This window comes from Streptococcus ilei, from assembly GCF_000479335.1.
GTDB lineage: Bacteria > Bacillota > Bacilli > Lactobacillales > Streptococcaceae > Streptococcus > Streptococcus ilei.
Window position 1 is genome coordinate 1,517,006 of sequence record NC_022584.1, and the last position, 19,811, is coordinate 1,536,816.

A 19,811-nucleotide genomic window follows, 5' to 3' on the forward strand; every position below is an offset into this window, starting at 1 on the left:
ATCTAGTTTTTGCAATTTTTTTATCCCATATGTTTTAAAAAAATCTAGTTTCTTTAAAAAAATAGATAACAAAAAAACGTGATTTGTATAAAAATCACGTTTTTTATTTTGATCCCAGCAGGATTCGAACCTGCGACCGTTCGCTTAGAAGGCGAATGCTCTATCCAGCTGAGCTATGAGACCAGATGTCCTTTTATTCTATCAGAAAATAGGAGGAGCGTCAAGATTCATTTATGGTAAGGACTTCCCTGTTGAATCATAAATGCCCGATAAATTTGTTCTATCAAAACAAGCTTCATCAATTGATGGGGAAGGGTTAATTTTCCAAAACTCATGAGTAAATTCGCTCGTTTTTTTACAGCTGGAGACAAGCCTAGGCTCCCTCCAATCACAAAAGTAATTTCAGAATATCCTCTTACTGTTACCTCTTCTAAGGTTTGACTAAACTTCTCAGATGGAAATTGTTGTCCTTCAATCGCTAAAGCAATCACATACTCACGATCGCCAACTTTTGCTAAAATGCGATTTCCTTCTTTTTCAAGGATTTGCTGATTTTCTAAGTCACTGGCCCGATCTGGAGTTTTCTCATCCGGCAATTCTACCATTTCTACCTTCGTAAACCGACCCAAGCGTTTAGTATATTCAGCAATTCCATCTTTTAAATACTTTTCTTTTAATTTTCCAACGGTTACAATCTTAATTTTCATATTCATATTCTAACACAAATGAACTTATACACAAGTCTTCAACAAATTCACTTGAATATATCATTAAAAAAATGGCTCTATACTCATGTTTTTCACACTTATACATAGTTTTCCACAAGTTGTGGAAAAAATTTCTATTTTAAGTTATAATTAAGAAACTAGATCTATAATTTTCCATAATTGGAATAAATAGGAGAAAACTATGAAACAATCATCAAATTTTCTAAAAAAAGCTTTGCAACTTTTACTTGTTCTTGTCATTGGTTTTACTGGAGGAATTTTAGGAACCTTAACCTCTTTCCAGTTTACCAAAGGGAATTCTGCAAATTCTAGCCAAGAAATAAAATCTACCAAAGTCAATCGAGCTTATAAGAATACAACATCAACTAGTGAAGCTGTTGATAAGGTTAAAAATGCAGTTGTTTCTGTTATTACCTACGCTGAAACCTCTGAAAAAGGCTTTATTAATGGAGAAACAGATTCTGATCCAGAAGTGGCTAGTGAAGGTTCAGGTGTTATCTATAAAAAAGATGGTAAAGATGCTTATGTAGTAACCAATGCTCATGTATTGATGGGAGCAACAGAAGCCGATATTCTCTTTGCAGACGGAAATAAAGTATCTGGAGAGGTTGTTGGTTCAGATACTTTCTCAGATATTGCGGTTGTTAAAATCAGTTCAGACAACGTTACGACCGTGGCTGAATTTGGGGATTCATCTAAATTGACCGTCGGAGAGACCGCAATCGCTATTGGTAGTCCTTTAGGGACAAAATTTGCCAATTCCGTTACCCAAGGGATTGTTTCTAGTCTTGGACGTACTGTGAAGCTCAAATCAGAAGACGGTCAAAATGTGTCTACAAAAGCTTTGCAAACGGATGCTGCAATCAACCCAGGGAATTCTGGTGGTCCCCTTATCAATATTCAGGGACAAGTCATCGGAATTACCTCAAGTAAAATTTCTTCAAATGGGCAAACTGCGGTTGAAGGAATGGGATTTGCTATTCCTGTAAATGATGTGCAAAATATTATTGAACATTTAGAAAAAGATGGTAAAGTCATTCGTCCAGCACTTGGAATTACCATGATGGACCTGGCTAGTCTATCCTCTTCTGATCTTAGCCAATTAGACATTCCAAGCAAACTCAAAGGTGGGGTTCTTGTTCGCTCAGTTGAAAATGATATGCCGGCATCCAAACATTTACGTCGATTAGATATCATTACAAAAATCGATGATACAACCATTGAATCAACTGCAGATTTACAATCTGCCCTCTATTCTCATCAAATTGGTGATGAAATCAAAGTCATTTTCTATAGAGATGGTAAGCAAAAAACAGCAACCATTGAACTTACAAAATCAACAGAAAATCTTGGAAATTAAGTAAATTTACAACAGTGTCAACACACCTTTACGAAATTGTAAAGGTGTGTTATGCTATATACATCATGGAAAAAATTGATATTATTGACGTAAAGCAAATACGAACCAATCCTTTTCAACCTCGTCAAACCTTTGTAAAAGAGAAATTAGAAGAACTCGCAGCCTCAATCAAAGAAAATGGATTAATCCAACCTATTATTGTTCGAAAATCTCCTATTGTTGGTTATGAACTACTTGCTGGAGAAAGACGCTACCGAGCAGCTCAAATGGCTGGTTTCAAAGAAATCCCTGCGATTATAAGAGAATTATCAGATGATGACATGATCAAACAAGCCATTATCGAAAATTTACAAAGAGAAGATTTGAATCCAATTGAAGAGGCCGAATCCTACCAACATCTTATTGATAAAGGGGCTACCCATGAAGAAATTGCTCAATTTATGGGAAAATCTCGTCCTTACATCAGCAACATGGTCCGCTTACTTCATCTCTCACCAGCTGTCAAAGACGCTATCAAAAACGAGAAAATTTCACAAGGACATGCCCGCATTTTAGTTCCCTTAAAGGAAGATCTACAAATCTATTGGCTGGAACGAATTCTGAAAGAAGGACTAAGCGTTCGTAGTTTGGAAGAAAAGGTTGGTCAAAAAAAGAAAACACCAAGTAAAAAAGAGAAAGAACTCTTTTTAGCACAGGAAGAAAATAGACTAAAAAAGATTCTAGGAACCGAAGTAGAAATCCATCTGACGAAACAAGAAAAAGGAAGTATTCATATTTCATTTAACAACCTTGATGAATACCAACGAATTATTAACAGTCTCAAATGAGGCTGTTATTTTTTATAGAACAATTAACAGATTTATCCACTTATTTACAACTCTTCTTTACTTGCTATTCCTACTTTATTCTATCTTATCCCCAACTTGTGGAAAACTTCTACACACATTGGGGATAACTATTCACATATTGTGGAAAAAACTCTTTTTTATTCCCTCAGAACAAGTTGTGGAAAACTCCCTCCTTTTATGATAAAATAAGAAAAACATAGCAAGTAAAAATGAATAGGAGGGCGATAGGTGTCAAGAGAAGAAACCTTCTGGAATCGTGTGATTGAATTAAGTAAAAAGACATTTAAAAAAGAAATTTTTGACTATTTTGTCCTTACTTCAAGACTCATCAAAGTCGATCAACAAGAAGCCATTATTTATTTAGATGCGGAAGTAAAGAAATTATTCTGGGAAGAGAATATGACAAAGGTGATTCTGACTGCTGGATTTGAAATTTATGCAGTAGAATTAACCATTTCCTATCAATTCAATCTTGAAGAAGAGGAAGAAGAAAAAGAGTTCGTCCCTCTTTCAGAAACGAATAGAGACTATGCAGTTAGCCATACTCCAATAATCGATTTGCCTCCTATCCAAACAGGGTTAAAAAAGAAATACACCTTTGATAATTTTGTAAGTGGAGACGGAAATCAATGGGCTTTGGCTGCCGCTTTAGCAGTTTCTGAAAACCTAGCTACCACTTATAATCCTTTATTTATCTATGGAGGACCTGGTTTAGGAAAAACGCATTTGCTCAACGCAATTGGGAATCAGATTATGGAAAACTACCCAAATGCTCGAGTAAAATACATCCCAGCAGAATCCTTTATCAATGAATTTTTAGAGCGTCTTCGCCTCAATGATATGGATACCTTTAAAAAAACCTATCGAAACTTGGATCTGCTCTTAATTGATGATATTCAATCTCTTGGAGGGAAAAAGGTTACAACTCAAGAAGAGTTCTTTAATACCTTTAATGCTCTTTATGGGGATAATAAGCAGATTGTCCTAACCAGCGATCGTAGTCCTGATCATTTAGATAGCTTAGAAGAACGTCTAGTCACGCGCTTTAAGTGGGGCTTGACTCAAAATATTACACCACCAGATTTTGAAACGCGAATTGCTATTTTGAGAAATAAAATCGAAGACCTAGACTTTACTTTCCCAGATGATACTCTTGAATACCTAGCAGGTCAATTTGATTCGAACGTCCGAGACTTAGAAGGTGCTTTGAATGATATTTCTCTCGTGGCAAGAGTTAAAAAAATCAAAGATATTACAATTGATGTCGCAGCCGAAGCCATTCGAGCTCGTAAGAATGAATCTTTACAAATCACTGTAATTCCTATTGAAAAGATTCAAGCTGAGGTTGGAAAATTTTACAATGTCAGTGTCAATGAAATGAAAGGCACTCGACGGGTTCAAAATATTGTCCTAGCTCGACAAGTAGCTATGTACCTCGCCCGCGAAATGACTGATAATAGTCTTCCCCGTATTGGTCGTGAATTTGGAGGAAAAGACCACACAACAGTCATGCATGCTTATGAAAAAATCAAAGGGATGATCGAAATTGATGACAATCTCAGACTCGAGATTCAAACTATCAAGAAAAAATTAAAGTAATCTCATGTGGACAATCATAGAAAAACTTGCTTCTTTTTCCACATGTTGTAAACAAGGAACTTTTTAATTCCTGTCTGGCTTTAGAAGACTTTTCCACATGTTCCACACACTCTACTATTACTATTAACTTACTAATACTAAAATAATAAAAGGAGATCTCATGATCAATTTTTCTATTAACAAGGCCTATTTCCTACAAGCTTTAAATACGACAAAAAGAGCCATTAGTTCAAAAAATGCAATTCCTATCTTATCCACTATTAAGATTGATGTAACTTCTGAAGGAATTACTCTCATTGGCTCAAATGGACAAATTTCTATTGAATATTTTATTTCTGTTAAAGATGAAAATGCAGGACTTCTAGTAACAACACCAGGAGCTATTCTCTTAGAAGCAACTTTCTTTATTAATGTTGTCTCAAGTCTACCAGATGTCGTTTTAGATGTGAAAGAAATCGAACAAAAACAAATTGTATTAGTTAGTGGGAAATCAGAAATTACCCTTAAAGGGAAAGATGCAGAACAATATCCTCGCATTCAAGAAATTTCAGCTAGCAACCCTCTAACGCTCCCAATTCAAACCTTGAAGAAAATCATTTCTGAAACAGCTTTTGCAGCAAGTACCCAAGAAAGTCGTCCGATTTTGACAGGAGTCCATTTTGTCCTTTCTGATCACAAGGAATTAAAAACGGTGGCAACGGATTCTCATCGCATGAGTCAAAAAAATATTACCCTTGAAAAAAACGGGGATAACTTTGATGTTGTGATTCCAAGCCGTTCTTTACGCGAATTAACGTCTGTCTTTTCAGATGAAATTGAACAGATTGAAGTCTTCTTTGCCAATAACCAGATTTTATTTAGAAGTGACAATATCAGTTTCTATACACGCTTACTAGAAGGAAACTATCCAGATACGGATCGCTTGATTCCAACAGAGTTTAGTTCTGAAGTAACCTTTAAAGTTGCTCATCTTCGCCAAGCAATGGAACGGGCCCGCCTTTTGTCTAACGCTACTCAAAATGGTACTGTTAAATTAGAAATCGCTAGTGGAGTTGTTTCTGCTCACGTAAATTCTCCTGAGGTAGGGCGTGTGAATGAAGAAATTGATACAGAAGCAGTTTCGGGAGATGATTTGAACATCAGCTTTAATCCAACTTATTTGATTGACGCTTTGAAAGCTATTGAAAGTGAAAAAGTCGTCATTCGCTTCATCTCTGCAGTTCGTCCCTTTACATTGGTACCAGCAGAGGAATCTGAACGCTTCATTCAATTAATTACACCAGTTCGGACCAATTAAGGGCCAAAAGCTAGCATCAAAAAGGCTAGCTTTTCGTCTTCTATGTTGATGAAAGGAAAATCCATGTATCAGGTCGGTGATTTTGTAGAAATGAAAAAACCCCATGCTTGTATCATCAAAGCAACAGGGAAAAAAGCCAATTGTTGGGAAATTAGGCGAGTAGGGGCAGATATCAAAATTCGTTGTAGCAATTGTGATCATATGGTCATGATGAGCCGTCACGATTTTGATCAAAAAATGAAAAAAGTATTGTAAAAGAGAGTGGGACAGAAATCGGTCATTCGTTAGAATTCGATTTCGTCGTCCCACCTCCGCACAGTTGAGTAGGGCTGTAAAAGCTGATGAAATCAGCGTAGTAGAGCCCACTCAACCACTGCGTCTTGCTCGACGATCCAAAGACAATTGAGAGGCTAGGACTTTTGTCCTAGCCTCTTTTGTATTATTATTTTAATTCTTCAAATTTTCCATCTTTTACTTCTTTGAAACCATTAGATTTAAAGGTTTTAAGTGTTGTCTTGTAGCCAATGTAATCAACATTTTGATTTTCTTGTGCAGCAATTAACTGATTTTTTTGTAATTCTTTTAAATCTGCCTTGGTATAATCAATCTTTGTTTTTTCAACAAGATAGTCATCCTTGTATTCTGCAGAGTGTGAGAATCCTTTGACATCTTTGAATTTTTTATCATATTCATCAATAACTTTTTTCAATTGTTCCTTTGGCAAGCCTGTTCCTTCGTAGTAAATAATACTTGTTGAATCTGTACTTAAAATTTTATCACCTTGATATTCAAGAACTACACGAATGTCTGTTTTCTTATCTTGGTCAATTAATTGAAGGTAACCTTTTTTTGTACTTTGTCCACAAGCTCCCAGAAGAAAGAGAGTAAAGACTGCTAAAAGAGGCAGAAAGATAGATTTGATTGATAGTTTTTTCATGATAAAAACTCCTTTATTATTGTTGGTTTGATTATATCATATTTTTACTTTAGGAAACGTTACAGTTTAGTAATAATTCAGAATCCATTTTTCATCCCTTTGTTCTTTGAATTATGATATAATAGATAAGATTGAAATGGGAACGGAGAAGAAGAAAAATGGCTTTAACAGCAGGTATTGTAGGTTTGCCAAACGTTGGTAAATCAACCCTATTTAACGCAATTACAAAAGCAGGAGCAGAGGCTGCAAACTATCCTTTTGCGACCATTGATCCAAACGTTGGAATGGTAGAAGTTCCAGATGAACGCCTCCAAAAATTGACGGAAATGATCACTCCTAAGAAAACAGTTCCGACAACCTTTGAATTTACAGATATTGCAGGGATTGTAAAAGGTGCATCAAAAGGAGAGGGGCTTGGAAATAAATTCTTGGCCAACATCCGTGAAGTTGATGCCATTGTTCACGTGGTTCGTGCCTTTGATGATGAAAATGTCATGCGGGAGCAAGGTCGTGAAGATGCCTTTGTCGATCCATTAGCAGACATTGATACCATTAACCTAGAATTGATTTTGGCTGACTTAGAATCGGTGAATAAACGCTATGCGCGTGTGGAAAAGATGGCACGTACTCAAAAAGATAAGGAATCCGTTGCAGAATTTAATGTTCTTCAAAAGATTAAACCTGTTCTTGAAGATGGAAAATCAGCTCGTACCATCGAATTTACAGATGAAGAGCAAAAAGTAGTCAAAGGACTCTTCCTTTTGACCACTAAACCAGTTCTTTATGTAGCAAATGTGGATGAGGATGTCGTTGGAGACCCAGAATCTATCGAATATGTGAAGCAAATTCGTGAATTTGCAGCAACAGAAAATGCAGAGGTAGTGGTGATTTCTGCGCGTGCGGAGGAAGAAATTTCTGAGTTAGACGATGAAGATAAAAAAGAATTTCTTGAAGCTATTGGTTTGACAGAATCAGGTGTGGATAAGTTGACCCGTGCAGCTTACCATTTACTTGGACTTGGAACTTACTTCACAGCTGGTGAAAAAGAGGTTCGTGCTTGGACCTTTAAACGTGGCATGAAAGCTCCTCAAGCTGCTGGTATCATCCACTCTGACTTCGAAAAAGGCTTTATTCGTGCAGTTACCATGTCTTATGACGATTTGGTGAAATATGGATCTGAAAAGGCTGTAAAAGAAGCTGGACGCTTGCGAGAAGAAGGAAAAGAATATATCGTTCAAGATGGCGATATCATGGAATTCCGCTTCAATGTATAAAGAAAACAAGTAAATAACCAAAAGGTTGGAAACAAATTCCAGCCCTTTTGGCTTTTGAAAGGGAAAGTAAATGACAAAATTAATCGTCGGATTAGGAAATCCGGGAGATAAATATGTGGAAACAAAACACAATGTAGGGTTTATGCTAGTGGACCAGCTGGCGAAGTCTCTCAATCTCACCTTCTCACATGATAAGATTTTTCAAGCAGATGTAACCTCTACTTTTATAGATGGAGAAAAGGTCTTTTTGGTCAAGCCAACCACTTTTATGAACGAGAGTGGCAAGGCCGTACACGCGCTTTTGACTTATTATGGCTTAGAGGTGGAAGATTTGGTCGTTATTTATGACGACTTGGATATGGAAGTCGGCAAGATTCGCCTTCGAGCAAAAGGATCGGCTGGAGGCCACAACGGAATCAAATCGATTATCAACCATATTGGAACTCAGACCTTTAATCGAATCAAGATTGGAATCGGAAGACCTAAGCATGGCATGTCAGTGGTCCACCATGTCTTAGGGAAATTCGATCAGGATGATTATGCTGCCATCCTACTTGCCATCGACAAATCAGAAGAAGCTCTTCGTTTTTATTTGAAAGATGGTCAATTTGAAAAAGCAATGCAACGATACAATGGATAAATATAAGACACTGGTTGATCTATTTCAACAAAATAAAGATATCAGAAAATGGCAACAGGACCAGCAAAAAAGAAGTCGCTCTCTTTTACTAGGTCTGTCTTCCTCTACTAAAGCCATTACGATGGCAACAGCTGTTGAAGATGGTCACAAGGTCTTGGTCTTGACCTCTTCTCAAAATGAAGCAGAACGGCTCGCCAGTGATTTACTGGGATTATTAGGTGAAGAAAAGGTCTATCTTTTCCTCGGAGATGACAATCCCTTGGCAGAGTTTGTCTTTGCTTCCCAAGAACGAGTCTTTTCTCGTTTGGAAGCTCTGGACTTTCTCCTAGCTCCAGAAAAAGAAGGAATCGTTATTGCCAATGTAAGTGGTAGCCGTTTGCTCTTACCTAATCCAAAGACTGTCAGCTCTATGATTCAATCTTTCTCTGTTGGGGAAGAGCGAAATCTGACAGAATTGAAAGTTACCCTACTGGCCATGGGCTATCAAAAGGTTTCACAGGTAAGCCAACAGGGCGAGTTTAGTCTTCGAGGGGATATTTTAGATCTTTTTGAAGCCAGTCAAGATCTCCCTTATCGCCTGGAATTTTTTGGAGATGAGATAGATGGCATTCGGACTTTCTCTCCAGAGACTCAACGTTCACTAGAAAATCTAGATGCGATAACGGTTCATCCAGTTAGTGATATGCTACTAACGAAAGATGATTTTTTAAGAGGACAGAAGAACCTAGAAAATCTGATTCAAAAAAGCCCTAATCCAGAGCTAAAATCCTATTTGACTGAGATTCTCACAGAGGCGCATCACCAGCGACTCCATGCAGATAGTCGAAAATTTCTCTCTCTTTTTTATCAGCAAACCTATACTCTTTTTGATTACCTGCCCAAGCATGCTCCTGTTTTTTTGGATGATTACCATAAAATCATGGATCAGGAAACGCGGTTTGATGTAGAAGTTGCTAACCTTTTGACGGAGGATTTACAAAAGAGTCGGTCTTTTTCTGAAGCCCAGTATTTTGCGGACAATAGCGCGCACTTACGCACTTATAAACCAGCTTCTTATTTTTCAAATTTCCAAAAAGGCTTGGGAAATCTGCGATTCGATGCCCTCTATTCTTTTAACCAATACCCCATGCAGGAATTCTTCAGTCAATTTACTCTCTTAAAAGATGAAATTGACCGTTTCCGTAAACAAGATTACACAGTTATTCTTCAGGTGACGAGTAAACAAGGCTTCCAGCAGTTACAAGAGCACTTGAGAGACTATGGGATTGACCTAGATTATCTTGTACCCAATCAGCTTCATCCAGGACAGAGCCAGTTGATCATCGGTGGTTTGGCGCGTGGATTCCACTTTGTGGATGAGAAGATTGTCCTCATTACAGAGACAGAAATCTTTCAGAAAAAGGTTAAAAGAAAGATTCGTCGGCAAACTATTTCCAATGCTGAGCGGTTGAAAAACTACAATGAGTTGGAAAAGGGAGACTACGTCGTTCACCAGGTTCATGGAATTGGTCAGTATTTAGGACTAGAAACCATTGAAATTTCTGGCGTTCACAGAGACTATATCTCCATCCAGTATCAAAATGGGGACCGGATTTCCATTCCTGTGGATCAAATCCAGATGCTGTCCAAGTACGTTGCGAGTGATGGCAAGCCTCCTAAAATCAACAAACTGAACGATGGTCGCTTCCAAAAGGCCAAACAAAAGGTCCGTCAAGAAGTAGAGGATATTGCAGATGATCTGATTCAACTCTATGCAGAGCGCAGTCAATTACAAGGTTTTGCCTTTACTCCAGACGATGAGAATCAAGAAGCTTTTGATCAGGCTTTTCCATATGTTGAAACAGATGATCAGATTCGCTCTATCCAAGAAATTAAGAAAGATATGGAGTCTTCAAGCCCTATGGATCGCCTCTTGGTCGGTGACGTGGGCTTTGGGAAGACAGAAGTAGCCATGCGAGCAGCCTTTAAAGCTGTCAAAGACCACAAACAAGTGGCTGTATTAGTTCCGACAACGGTCCTAGCTCAACAGCACTATGCCAATTTTAAAGAACGCTTCGAGGCCTTTCCAGTAGAAGTCGATGTCTTGAGTCGTTTCCGGAGTCGTGCTGAGCAAAAAGAAACTTTGGAAAAACTTAAAAAAGGCCAGGTCGATATTTTGATTGGAACCCACCGTCTCTTGTCTAAAGATGTGGAATTTGCTGATTTAGGTCTTATCGTGATTGATGAGGAGCAACGGTTCGGTGTCAAACACAAGGAAACCCTCAAAGAATTAAAGAAAAAGGTCGATGTCTTAACCTTGACGGCAACGCCCATTCCTCGTACCCTCCACATGTCTATGTTGGGGATTCGGGATTTATCTGTTATTGAAACCCCACCGACCAATCGGTATCCCGTTCAAACTTATGTCCTAGAAACCAATCCAACCATTATACGAGATGCCATTCGTCGGGAGATGGATCGGGGAGGCCAGGTCTATTATCTCTACAATAAGGTGGATACCATTGAACAAAAGGTTTCAGAACTACAAGAATTAGTTCCAGAAGCCTCTATTGGTTTTGTCCATGGACAGATGAGTGAAGTGCGGTTAGAAAATACCTTGATGGACTTCATTGAAGGTGAGTATGATATTTTAGTCACAACCACCATTATTGAGACAGGAGTAGATATTCCTAATGCCAATACCCTCTTTATTGAAAATGCCGACCATATGGGCTTGTCTACCCTTTACCAATTGAGAGGTCGGGTCGGACGAAGCAATCGCATTGCCTATGCCTACTTGATGTATCGGCCGGACAAAACCTTGACAGAAGTTTCTGAAAAGCGCCTAGAAGCCATCAAAGGTTTCACTGAGTTGGGATCTGGTTTTAAGATTGCTATGCGAGACTTGTCTATTCGAGGTGCGGGAAATATTTTAGGAGCTTCTCAGTCTGGCTTTATTGATTCTGTCGGATTTGAAATGTATTCACAGTTACTCGAAGATGCTATTGAGAAGAAACAAGGAAAAGAGAAAAAACGCCAAAAAGGAAATGCAGAACTCAATCTCCAAATTGATGCCTACATTCCAAGTGACTATATTTCCGATGAACGTCAAAAAATTGAAATTTACAAACGCATTCGAGAAATTCAAGTTCAAGAAGATTATGAGCTCTTGCAAGACGAATTGATTGATCGATTCGGAGAATACCCAGATGTGGTAGCCTATCTCCTAGAAATAGGGTTTATCAAATCTTATCTAGATCAGGTCTTTGTTAAAGTAGTCGATCGAAAAGACCAGCAACTAACGGTAAAATTTGAGCCAATTACCAAGCAACTTTTCTTGACTCAAGATTATTTTGCTGCCCTATCAGCAACGAATTTAAAAGCTCGTATTGCAGAAAACCAAGGATTGATTGAATTAATCTTTGATGTGCGAAATAAGAAAGACTTCGAAATTTTAGAAGGCTTGCGACAATTTGGGGAGAAATTACTAGCCATCAAGCAGGAAAAATTGGAAAATCAAGACTAGAAAGAAAGATTTTACTGGGCTCTTTCTAAAAAAATGGTACAATAATACATTAGAGGTGATACGATGAGATTAGATAAATATTTAAAAGTTTCCCGCATTATCAAAAGACGCCCTGTAGCTAAAGAAGTGGCTGACAAGGGGCGCATCAAAGTTAACGGGGTCCTAGCAAAAAGTTCAACCGACTTGAAGGTAAATGACGAAATTGAAGTTCGCTTTGGAAATAAGCTATTGACAGTAAAAGTATTGGAAATGTTAGATAGCACCAAAAAAGAAGATGCGTCTAAAATGTATGAAATCATTCGTGAAACAAGGATAGAAGAAGATGCCTAAAAATATTGTACAAATGAATAATCGGTATATCCAAGACGAACACCAACGTCAGAAATACCAGAATGAGGAGCGAAAAAAACAGAACCGATTTATGGGTTGGGTTCTCATTTTAATTATTTTATTGTTCATCCTTCCAACCTATAATCTGGCTCAGAGTTACCAGACGCTTCAAAAACGCAAACAACAATACGTTCAATTGCAAGAACAATATCAGCAAACCCTTGAGGAAAAAGAATATCAAAAGGATATCGTAGAGAAATTGAAGGATGACGAATACGCTGCAAAATATGCACGCGCAAAATATTCCTTCTCTAAAGATGGCGAATATATTTATACGATACCTAACTTATTACCGAAATAATGGAAAATATTGTAAAAACAGTTCAACAATTTCTAGAATATTCTGATACAAAATTAGAAGAGTTAGCTAAAAAGAATCAAGCTTTAAAATTGCAGGAAGAAAATCAAGAAAGGAGCAAGGATGAATAAGTTAGTTTATTGGATGGTTTTTCCTACTTTCTTAGCCACCCAACCCTTATCTGATTCCTCCCAGCCCCAAATTCCTTTAACTTCTGATTCTTCTTACACTAGCCAAATAGGGACTCAAGACCATTTCTTTGTCTCCATCCCGTCCAATCCAAATGTTTATCAGCCAATCGTGACCTATTCAGATCCAGAATTGAGTCAAAAAGCTGGGGAAATCAAGCCTGATACTCCCTTTACTGTTGATCAATTATTTGTGAATGACCAAGGGAAATCTGTTTTTAAATTATCGAATAAACAGTATGTAGTAGCTGATCAAGATCAAATTTACGAAGATTCGATTTTGGAATTAACAGAAGAAAAAAAGACCATGTGGCTGTCATCCTCTTTTACAGTTTATGATCAACCTTTGGTGAATGGCGCAAAAAGTAAAAAAACAAGTCTGGCTCCCTATAGCAAGGTTCAAGTCACCAAGAGTGCCAAAACTTCAAAAGGGATCTACCTAGAAATTTCTGGCCAGGGTTGGATTTCAAAAGATGAACTTTCTGCTACAGATAATCGGATGGAAAAAGTCCAAGAGATTCTGAATCAGAAGTACAACAAAGATGGAATTGCAGTCTACGTGAAGCAAGTGGATACTGGAAAGACTGCCGGGATACATGAAGATCAGGAAATGTATTCTGCCAGTATAGCCAAGCTTTTATATTTGTACTATACTCAAAAAGAGTTGAATGAGAATCAAGTAGATTTGCAGACTTCTTTAAAGTATACAAAAGAAGTCAATGATTATCCTGGATCTTATGAACCGGAAGGTAGTGGAAGTATTTCAAAAACACCAGATGATAAAGATTATACCGTCGCTGATTTGATTAATCGGGTGGCCAAAGAATCTGATAATGTAGCTCATAATATTTTAGGCTATTATGTGACGCATCAATCAGATAAAGAATTTCAAAAGGTGACCAATAAGATTGCAGGAAAAACATGGAATGTAGAAAATAGAATGGCATCTGCAAAAATGGCAGGAAATGTCATGGAAGCTATCTACCAACAAAATGGTGGGATCATTGATGCTTTGTCGGATACTCGCTTTGATGATCAACGAATTTCAAAAGATATCCCAGTCAAGGTTGCTCACAAGATTGGAGATGCATATGATTTTCGTCATGATGTCGCCATTGTTTATACCGATTCACCATTTATTTTAGCTATTTTTACGGATCACTCTGATTACGAGACTATCTCAGCAATTGCCAAAGATATTTATGAGGTCTTACAGTAATGAAAGAAAAATTTCTTCAGTTCTGTCAAAAGGAGGGACTTTTTGAATCTCATCAAAAAGTCCTTTTGGCTTTATCAGGAGGAGTGGACTCCATGACCTTACTGGATTGGCTCTACCATTATCAGCATCAATTGGGAATCGACCTCGTTCTTGCTCATGTCAATCATCACCAACGCATTGAAGCTGATCAGGAGGAAAGAGGAATTCGAGCAATAGCTGAAGCAAAACATCTACCGCTGAAGGTTGCCCATTTCTCTGGTCCTTTTTCTGAAAGCCAAGCTAGACAATTCCGCTATGATTTCTTTGAAAAAGTTATGAAAGAAGAAGCTTGTAGCGCTCTCGTCACCGCTCATCATATGGATGATCAGGCAGAAACGATTTTAATGCGTCTGATTCGTGGGAGTCGTCCACGGCATTTAAAAGGTATTCCTTTAAAACAACCATTTGGACAGGGTGTGTTGATCCGTCCCCTCTTATATTTCAAAAAAAAGGATTTTCCAGAAATTTTTCATTATGAGGATAAGAGCAACCGCTCCTTGGACTATTTCCGTAATCGTATCCGCCATCGTTATCTCCCACTGTTAGAAAAAGAAAATCCTCAAGTGACGAGTGCTTTGGTCAACTTAGGAGAGGATCTCAGTCATTGGCACCAGGCTTTAAAAGAGTTGACCAAAGATTTGAATCCACAAGATGTGACACAGTTTCAAAAGCAATCACCAGCTGTTCAGATTTATTTGCTGGAAGAGTATCTAGCTAGTTTTCCAGACTTGCAATTGAGTCGGGCACAATTTGAACAATTACATAGAATAGTAGTGACCAAGTCCAATACGCAACAAGTTCTAAAGAATGGTTATGAACTTTACAAAGACTATCACTATTTTGAAATTCGGAAAATCAGTCGTAGGACGGATGACCGACTGTCAGAAGATTTGTTACAATTTGGAACCATAAAGGCAGTAGGGGCTTATCGCTTTTTATTTGGAGTGGAACCGAGCGATTCATATATAGAGGCTATCCCACTTCCAAGCAACCATCCAGTTTCTATTCGATCCCGAAAAAAGGGAGATCGTATTCTAATGAACGGTCACCATAGAAAAATTAGCAGATTATTGATTAACCAAAAAATTCCCTTACATCAACGAAATAATCTGGTAGTTTTAGAACAAGATAAGCAAATATTGGCTATTCCTGAAATTGCGATCAGTGATTTGAGTAAGGAATTAAAAAATGGTATAATGAAGCATACAATTTATATCCAGAAAATAGATAGGTAGAAAAGATGTTAGAGAACGATATCAAAAAGATACTCATTTCCCACGATGAAATCGTGACTGCAACACGTGAACTTGGTCAAAAACTGACAAAAGATTACCAAGGAAAAAATCCAATTTTAGTAGGGATTTTAAAAGGATCCGTCCCATTTATGGCAGAATTGATTAAGCATATTGATACGCATATTGAGTTGGATTTTATGCTAGTGTCTAGCTATCATGGTGGAACATCAAGCTCAGGCGTGATCAATATTATCAAAGATATGGACCAAGACATTAAGGGAAGAGATATTCTCTTTGTTGAAGATATCATTGATACAGGTAAAACTCTCAAGAGTTTGAAAGAATTGTTTGAAGGCCGTCAACCGGCATCTGTTAAAATTGCCACCTTATTGGATAAACCTGAAGGTCGCTTGGTTGAAATTGAAGCAGATTACACTTGTTTCACTATTCCAAATGAATTTGTCGTGGGTTATGGTTTAGACTACGATGAGAACTATCGAAACCTTCCTTATATTGGAGTTTTGAAAGAAGAAGTATATTCAAAATAGAGGAAATTAGATGAAAAATAACAAAAACAATGGTTTTGTTCGAAATCCTTTTCTATACTTATTGATTATAGTGGCTGCTGTTACAGGTTTTCAGTATTTCTTTGCTGGAAACAGTATTGGACAAAGTCAGCAAATCAATTATACAGAATTGGTAAAAGAGATCAAATCAGACAATGTCAAGGAAATTAGTTACCAGCCAAACGGTAGTGTCATTGAAATTTCCGGTACCTATAACAAAGCAAAAACCAGTAAGGATGATACAGGGGTTCAGTTTTTCACTCCAAGCCCAAGCAAGGTCACTCGCTTCACTAGTGTGATCTTACCGTCCGATTTGACGGTTCAAGAATTACAAAACTTAGCATCCGAACATAAGGCTGACATCACTATTAAACGGGAAAGCTCAAGTGGAATGTGGATTACCATTCTGACTTCAATCGTTCCCTTTGTGATTGTCATGTTCTTCTTCTTCTCCATGATGAACCAAGGTGGTGGCGGTGGTGCCCGTGGTGCCATGAACTTTGGTCGTAACAAAGCGCGTGCTACCAATAAGGAAGATATCAAGGTTCGTTTTTCAGATGTTGCCGGGGCTGAAGAAGAAAAACAAGAACTCGTTGAAGTGGTTGAATTCTTAAAAGATCCAAAACGCTTTACAAAATTGGGTGCCCGTATTCCAGCAGGAGTCCTTCTTGAAGGCCCTCCAGGGACTGGTAAGACCCTTCTAGCAAAAGCAGTAGCAGGTGAAGCTGGAGTACCTTTCTTTAGTATTTCAGGTTCTGACTTTGTTGAAATGTTTGTCGGTGTCGGTGCAAGCCGGGTTCGTTCTCTATTTGAAGATGCTAAAAAAGCAGCACCAGCCATTATCTTTATCGATGAGATTGATGCTGTGGGACGTCAACGGGGCGTTGGCCTTGGCGGAGGAAATGATGAACGTGAACAAACCCTCAACCAGCTCTTGATTGAGATGGATGGTTTTGAAGGAAACGAAGGCATCATCGTGATTGCAGCCACTAACCGTTCCGATGTTCTAGATCCAGCCCTTCTTCGTCCAGGTCGTTTCGACCGGAAGGTTTTAGTCGGTCGTCCGGATGTAAAAGGACGAGAGGCTATCTTGCGTGTCCATGCTAAAAATAAACCATTGGCCAAAGATGTTGACTTGAAACTGGTTGCCCAACAAACACCAGGATTTGTTGGAGCAGATCTTGAAAACGTCTTAAACGAAGCAGCTCTAGTAGCGGCTCGTCGCAATAAGAAGGTCATTGATGCATCTGATATTGATGAAGCAGAAGATCGTGTGATTGCTGGTCCTTCTAAGAAAGACCGAACAGTTTCTCAAAAGGAACGCGAATTGGTTGCTTACCACGAGGCAGGGCATACCATTGTCGGATTAGTCCTATCTAATGCTCGTGTTGTTCACAAGGTGACCATCGTTCCACGTGGACGTGCTGGTGGTTATATGATTGCTCTTCCAAAAGAAGACCAAATGCTTCTTTCTAAAGAAGATATGAAAGAACAATTGGCTGGATTGATGGGGGGACGTGTTGCAGAAGAAATTATCTTCAACGTTCAAACCACAGGGGCTTCCAATGACTTTGAGCAAGCGACCCAAATGGCGCGTGCTATGGTAACGGAATATGGAATGAGTGAAAAGCTTGGTCCAGTTCAATACGAAGGCAACCATGCTATGTTTGGAGCTCAAACGACTCAAAAATTCATTTCAGAGCAAACTGCATATGAAATTGATGAAGAAGTAAGAAGTCTCTTGAATGAAGCTCGCAATAAAGCAGCTGAAATCATCCAGAACAATCGTGAAACCCACAAGTTGATTGCAGAAGCCTTGTTGAAATACGAAACCTTGGATAGTGTTCAAATTAAGTCATTGTATGAAACAGGTAAAATGCCAGAAGATACTGATTTAGAATTAGAAAAAGAATCTAAACCATTATCTTATGAAGAAATTAAATCTAAAATGGAAGAAAATAAGTAATAAACTTTATAGTCTTCTAAAGTATTTAGAAGGAACCGAAAATTTCGGCTCCCCAGATTGAAGATAAAGTCTTCTAAAAACTTTCCTTAGGTGAGATCGGACGTCAGCGAACTTCTAAGAAGTTCCATGACTAATTATTGAGCCTAAGGTCTCAATAATTCCGAGTGCCTGAAACTATTACGTTTCAGGCACTTTTCTCACGGCGGAAAAGTTTCTAATCTTCCTAAATGACTAAAAATAAAAGTAATTTTTTGAAAAGCATCTTGCTTTTTTATGTAAAACAATAGTTTGTCTACATTCAAGGGAGCCGAAATTTCGGCTCTTTTTTTCAAAAAAGTGTTGACAGATGAAAATGAACTGATATAATAGATTACATTGTAAAAATGGTCCGTTGGTCAAGGGGTTAAGACACCGCCTTTTCACGGCGGTAACACGGGTTCGAATCCCGTACGGACTATCACAAAAAAGTTGTTACATTCGTGGCAACTTTTTTTGTTTGATAAAACCATTATTCTGACATTCTTATCAAAATAATGACCGATTAGAGTTAAAAAGATTCCAAATAGAAAATAAACCCAAATAAATCCAAACCTCCTTTAAAATGAAAACAAGTAAGAAAGGAGGTCCAATGAACTTTAAAAAATCATATGAAAAAGTAAAATGGATAGTATGGAAATGTGAAAAGGAATTTTATATTCATCTTTGGGATCACTCAGATTGGGAACAAGAAGGTAGACTGGTCTTATATGAGCTACAAATAAGTAATCCTGAAGTAGAAGAAAATGAAGAAATTCTATTAACCTACTTCAAAACAAAGTTTCGCAATCATATAAAAGATAAAGTTAGAAAACAAGAGAGTGATAAAAGGAAGTTAAATAAGGTACCTTATACAGAGATTGGAGAAATTAGTCATCGACTTCGATCAAAAGAACTCTTTTTGGATGAACTAGTCCTGTTAAGAGGAGCCCTAAAAGAATTCCGAGAAAACCTAACCGATCAGGAAAAAGAAGACTATGATAAACTTCTGATGAATCAACGTTTTTCTGGACGAGCAAAAATGCGGAGAAGACTCCAAGAATACTTGAAAGATTTCAAGGATCATCATTTATGAAAAAGGATGTAAAAAAGCATCCTTTTTCATAAAAAAATAAAAATTTAAAAAAATAGAAAAAAGATATTGACAAGTAGTTTTGGTCGTGATATACTAATATAGTTGTCGCGCGAGAGCGACAAAGACCTTTGAAAACTGAACAAGACGAACCAATGTGCAGGGCGCTATAACTAAGGTTATAGTACTGAACAATGAAAAAACAATAAATCTGTCAGTGACAGAATGAGTTTAAGACAGAACTCTTTTTGGATGAACTAGTCCTGTTAAGAGGAGCCCTAAAAGAATTCCGAGAAAACCTAACCGATCAGGAAAAAGAAGACTATGATAAACTTCTGATGAATCAACGTTTTTCTGGACGAGCAAAAATGCGGAGAAGACTCCAAGAATACTTGAAAGATTTCAAGGATCATCATTTATGAAAAAGGATGTAAAAAAGCATCCTTTTTCATAAAAAAATAAAAATTTAAAAAAATAGAAAAAAGATATTGACAAGTAGTTTTGGTCGTGATATACTAATATAGTTGTCGCGCGAGAGCGACAAAGACCTTTGAAAACTGAACAAGACGAACCAATGTGCAGGGCGCTATAACTAAGGTTATAGTACTGAACAA

Annotated in this window: 18 protein-coding genes and 2 tRNA genes; 17 read left to right on the top strand and 3 right to left on the bottom strand. The window is 37.8% G+C overall.

What is annotated here, in order from left to right; genetic code table 11:
- Window positions 1-109: 109 nt before the first annotated feature.
- Window positions 110-183: transfer RNA gene (locus N596_RS07015), tRNA-Arg, on the bottom strand.
- Window positions 184-227: 44 nt separating this feature from the next.
- Window positions 228-707: a 23S rRNA (pseudouridine(1915)-N(3))-methyltransferase RlmH gene (gene rlmH, locus N596_RS07020; protein ID WP_023024810.1), complete on the bottom strand. Its 480-nt coding sequence runs from the start codon at window positions 705-707 to the stop codon at window positions 228-230.
- Window positions 708-909: 202 nt separating this feature from the next.
- On the opposite strand from rlmH, the gene htrA reads away from it, so the two are divergent.
- The 5 genes from htrA (at window position 910) to N596_RS07045 (ending at window position 6,087) form a co-directional block, all read left to right on the top strand.
- Entirely contained in the window at window positions 910-2,088 is a 1,179-nt protein-coding gene (gene htrA / locus N596_RS07025) for a serine protease HtrA (RefSeq protein WP_023024812.1), read from the top strand.
- Between the two features lie 65 nt (window positions 2,089-2,153).
- Window positions 2,154-2,915: a ParB/RepB/Spo0J family partition protein gene (locus tag N596_RS07030; protein ID WP_023024814.1), complete on the top strand. Its 762-nt coding sequence runs from the start codon at window positions 2,154-2,156 to the stop codon at window positions 2,913-2,915.
- 279 nt (window positions 2,916-3,194) lie between these two features.
- The gene (dnaA, locus tag N596_RS07035) at window positions 3,195-4,535 is read left to right on the top strand and encodes a chromosomal replication initiator protein DnaA (protein WP_373364509.1); all 1,341 of its coding nucleotides are present in this window, start codon (window positions 3,195-3,197) and stop codon (window positions 4,533-4,535) included.
- A 160-nt stretch (window positions 4,536-4,695) separates the two neighbouring features.
- Window positions 4,696-5,832, top strand: a complete 1,137-nt coding sequence (gene dnaN, locus N596_RS07040) for a DNA polymerase III subunit beta (protein ID WP_023027430.1) — start codon at window positions 4,696-4,698, stop codon at window positions 5,830-5,832.
- A 63-nt stretch (window positions 5,833-5,895) separates the two neighbouring features.
- Entirely contained in the window at window positions 5,896-6,087 is a 192-nt protein-coding gene (locus N596_RS07045; RefSeq protein ID WP_023024820.1) for a DUF951 domain-containing protein, read from the top strand.
- Between the two features lie 187 nt (window positions 6,088-6,274).
- Here N596_RS07045 and N596_RS07050 read toward each other — a convergent pair whose 3' ends face one another.
- The gene (locus N596_RS07050; protein WP_023024822.1) at window positions 6,275-6,769 is read right to left on the bottom strand and encodes a DUF1307 domain-containing protein; all 495 of its coding nucleotides are present in this window, start codon (window positions 6,767-6,769) and stop codon (window positions 6,275-6,277) included.
- A 158-nt stretch (window positions 6,770-6,927) separates the two neighbouring features.
- Between N596_RS07050 and ychF the strand changes: the two genes are divergently transcribed.
- The 12 genes from ychF (at window position 6,928) to N596_RS07110 (ending at window position 19,200) form a co-directional block, all read left to right on the top strand.
- Window positions 6,928-8,043, top strand: coding sequence for a redox-regulated ATPase YchF (ychF, locus tag N596_RS07055; protein WP_023027432.1), 1,116 nt, complete (start codon window positions 6,928-6,930; stop codon window positions 8,041-8,043).
- A gap of 70 nt (window positions 8,044-8,113) precedes the next feature.
- Window positions 8,114-8,683 carry an aminoacyl-tRNA hydrolase gene (gene pth, locus N596_RS07060; RefSeq protein ID WP_023027433.1) on the top strand — a complete coding sequence of 190 codons (570 nt, stop codon included), beginning with the start codon at window positions 8,114-8,116 and terminating at the stop codon, window positions 8,681-8,683.
- Window positions 8,676-12,188, top strand: a complete 3,513-nt coding sequence (mfd, locus tag N596_RS07065; RefSeq protein WP_023027434.1) for a transcription-repair coupling factor — start codon at window positions 8,676-8,678, stop codon at window positions 12,186-12,188. Before pth ends, mfd begins: the two co-directional genes overlap by 8 nt.
- A gap of 63 nt (window positions 12,189-12,251) precedes the next feature.
- Window positions 12,252-12,518 (top strand): RNA-binding S4 domain-containing protein, encoded by a 267-nt coding sequence (locus N596_RS07070; RefSeq protein ID WP_023027435.1) that lies wholly within the window; start codon window positions 12,252-12,254, stop codon window positions 12,516-12,518.
- Entirely contained in the window at window positions 12,511-12,879 is a 369-nt protein-coding gene (locus N596_RS07075; protein WP_023024832.1) for a septum formation initiator family protein, read from the top strand. The genes N596_RS07070 and N596_RS07075 overlap by 8 nt, the downstream gene beginning before the upstream one ends.
- Window positions 12,879-13,007: an SP_0009 family protein gene (locus N596_RS10380; protein WP_006595319.1), complete on the top strand. Its 129-nt coding sequence runs from the start codon at window positions 12,879-12,881 to the stop codon at window positions 13,005-13,007. The genes N596_RS07075 and N596_RS10380 overlap by 1 nt, the downstream gene beginning before the upstream one ends.
- Window positions 13,000-14,283 (top strand): serine hydrolase, encoded by a 1,284-nt coding sequence (locus N596_RS07080; protein WP_023027436.1) that lies wholly within the window; start codon window positions 13,000-13,002, stop codon window positions 14,281-14,283. Before N596_RS10380 ends, N596_RS07080 begins: the two co-directional genes overlap by 8 nt.
- On the top strand, window positions 14,283-15,557 hold the full coding sequence (gene tilS, locus N596_RS07085) for a tRNA lysidine(34) synthetase TilS (RefSeq protein WP_023027437.1): 1,275 nt from the start codon (window positions 14,283-14,285) through the stop codon (window positions 15,555-15,557). Before N596_RS07080 ends, tilS begins: the two co-directional genes overlap by 1 nt.
- 5 nt (window positions 15,558-15,562) lie before the next feature.
- Window positions 15,563-16,105, top strand: a complete 543-nt coding sequence (hpt, locus tag N596_RS07090) for a hypoxanthine phosphoribosyltransferase (protein WP_023027438.1) — start codon at window positions 15,563-15,565, stop codon at window positions 16,103-16,105.
- Window positions 16,106-16,115: 10 nt separating this feature from the next.
- Window positions 16,116-18,089 carry an ATP-dependent zinc metalloprotease FtsH gene (gene ftsH / locus N596_RS07095; protein ID WP_023024839.1) on the top strand — a complete coding sequence of 658 codons (1,974 nt, stop codon included), beginning with the start codon at window positions 16,116-16,118 and terminating at the stop codon, window positions 18,087-18,089.
- A 385-nt stretch (window positions 18,090-18,474) separates the two neighbouring features.
- A tRNA-Glu gene (locus N596_RS07105) sits at window positions 18,475-18,546 on the top strand.
- A 171-nt stretch (window positions 18,547-18,717) separates the two neighbouring features.
- Entirely contained in the window at window positions 18,718-19,200 is a 483-nt protein-coding gene (locus N596_RS07110; protein ID WP_023024841.1) for a hypothetical protein, read from the top strand.
- Window positions 19,201-19,811: the final 611 nt, after the last annotated feature.

Coding starts and splice junctions, on each gene's coding strand:
- rlmH (WP_023024810.1), bottom strand. CDS start 707: ATGAAAATTAAGATTGTAACCGTTGGAAAATTAAAAGAAAAGTATTTA.
- htrA (WP_023024812.1), top strand. CDS start 910: ATGAAACAATCATCAAATTTTCTAAAAAAAGCTTTGCAACTTTTACTT.
- N596_RS07030 (WP_023024814.1), top strand. CDS start 2,154: ATGGAAAAAATTGATATTATTGACGTAAAGCAAATACGAACCAATCCT.
- dnaN (WP_023027430.1), top strand. CDS start 4,696: ATGATCAATTTTTCTATTAACAAGGCCTATTTCCTACAAGCTTTAAAT.
- N596_RS07045 (WP_023024820.1), top strand. CDS start 5,896: ATGTATCAGGTCGGTGATTTTGTAGAAATGAAAAAACCCCATGCTTGT.
- N596_RS07050 (WP_023024822.1), bottom strand. CDS start 6,769: ATGAAAAAACTATCAATCAAATCTATCTTTCTGCCTCTTTTAGCAGTC.
- ychF (WP_023027432.1), top strand. CDS start 6,928: ATGGCTTTAACAGCAGGTATTGTAGGTTTGCCAAACGTTGGTAAATCA.
- pth (WP_023027433.1), top strand. CDS start 8,114: ATGACAAAATTAATCGTCGGATTAGGAAATCCGGGAGATAAATATGTG.
- mfd (WP_023027434.1), top strand. CDS start 8,676: ATGGATAAATATAAGACACTGGTTGATCTATTTCAACAAAATAAAGAT.
- N596_RS07070 (WP_023027435.1), top strand. CDS start 12,252: ATGAGATTAGATAAATATTTAAAAGTTTCCCGCATTATCAAAAGACGC.
- N596_RS07075 (WP_023024832.1), top strand. CDS start 12,511: ATGCCTAAAAATATTGTACAAATGAATAATCGGTATATCCAAGACGAA.
- N596_RS10380 (WP_006595319.1), top strand. CDS start 12,879: ATGGAAAATATTGTAAAAACAGTTCAACAATTTCTAGAATATTCTGAT.
- N596_RS07080 (WP_023027436.1), top strand. CDS start 13,000: ATGAATAAGTTAGTTTATTGGATGGTTTTTCCTACTTTCTTAGCCACC.
- tilS (WP_023027437.1), top strand. CDS start 14,283: ATGAAAGAAAAATTTCTTCAGTTCTGTCAAAAGGAGGGACTTTTTGAA.
- hpt (WP_023027438.1), top strand. CDS start 15,563: ATGTTAGAGAACGATATCAAAAAGATACTCATTTCCCACGATGAAATC.
- ftsH (WP_023024839.1), top strand. CDS start 16,116: ATGAAAAATAACAAAAACAATGGTTTTGTTCGAAATCCTTTTCTATAC.
- N596_RS07110 (WP_023024841.1), top strand. CDS start 18,718: ATGAACTTTAAAAAATCATATGAAAAAGTAAAATGGATAGTATGGAAA.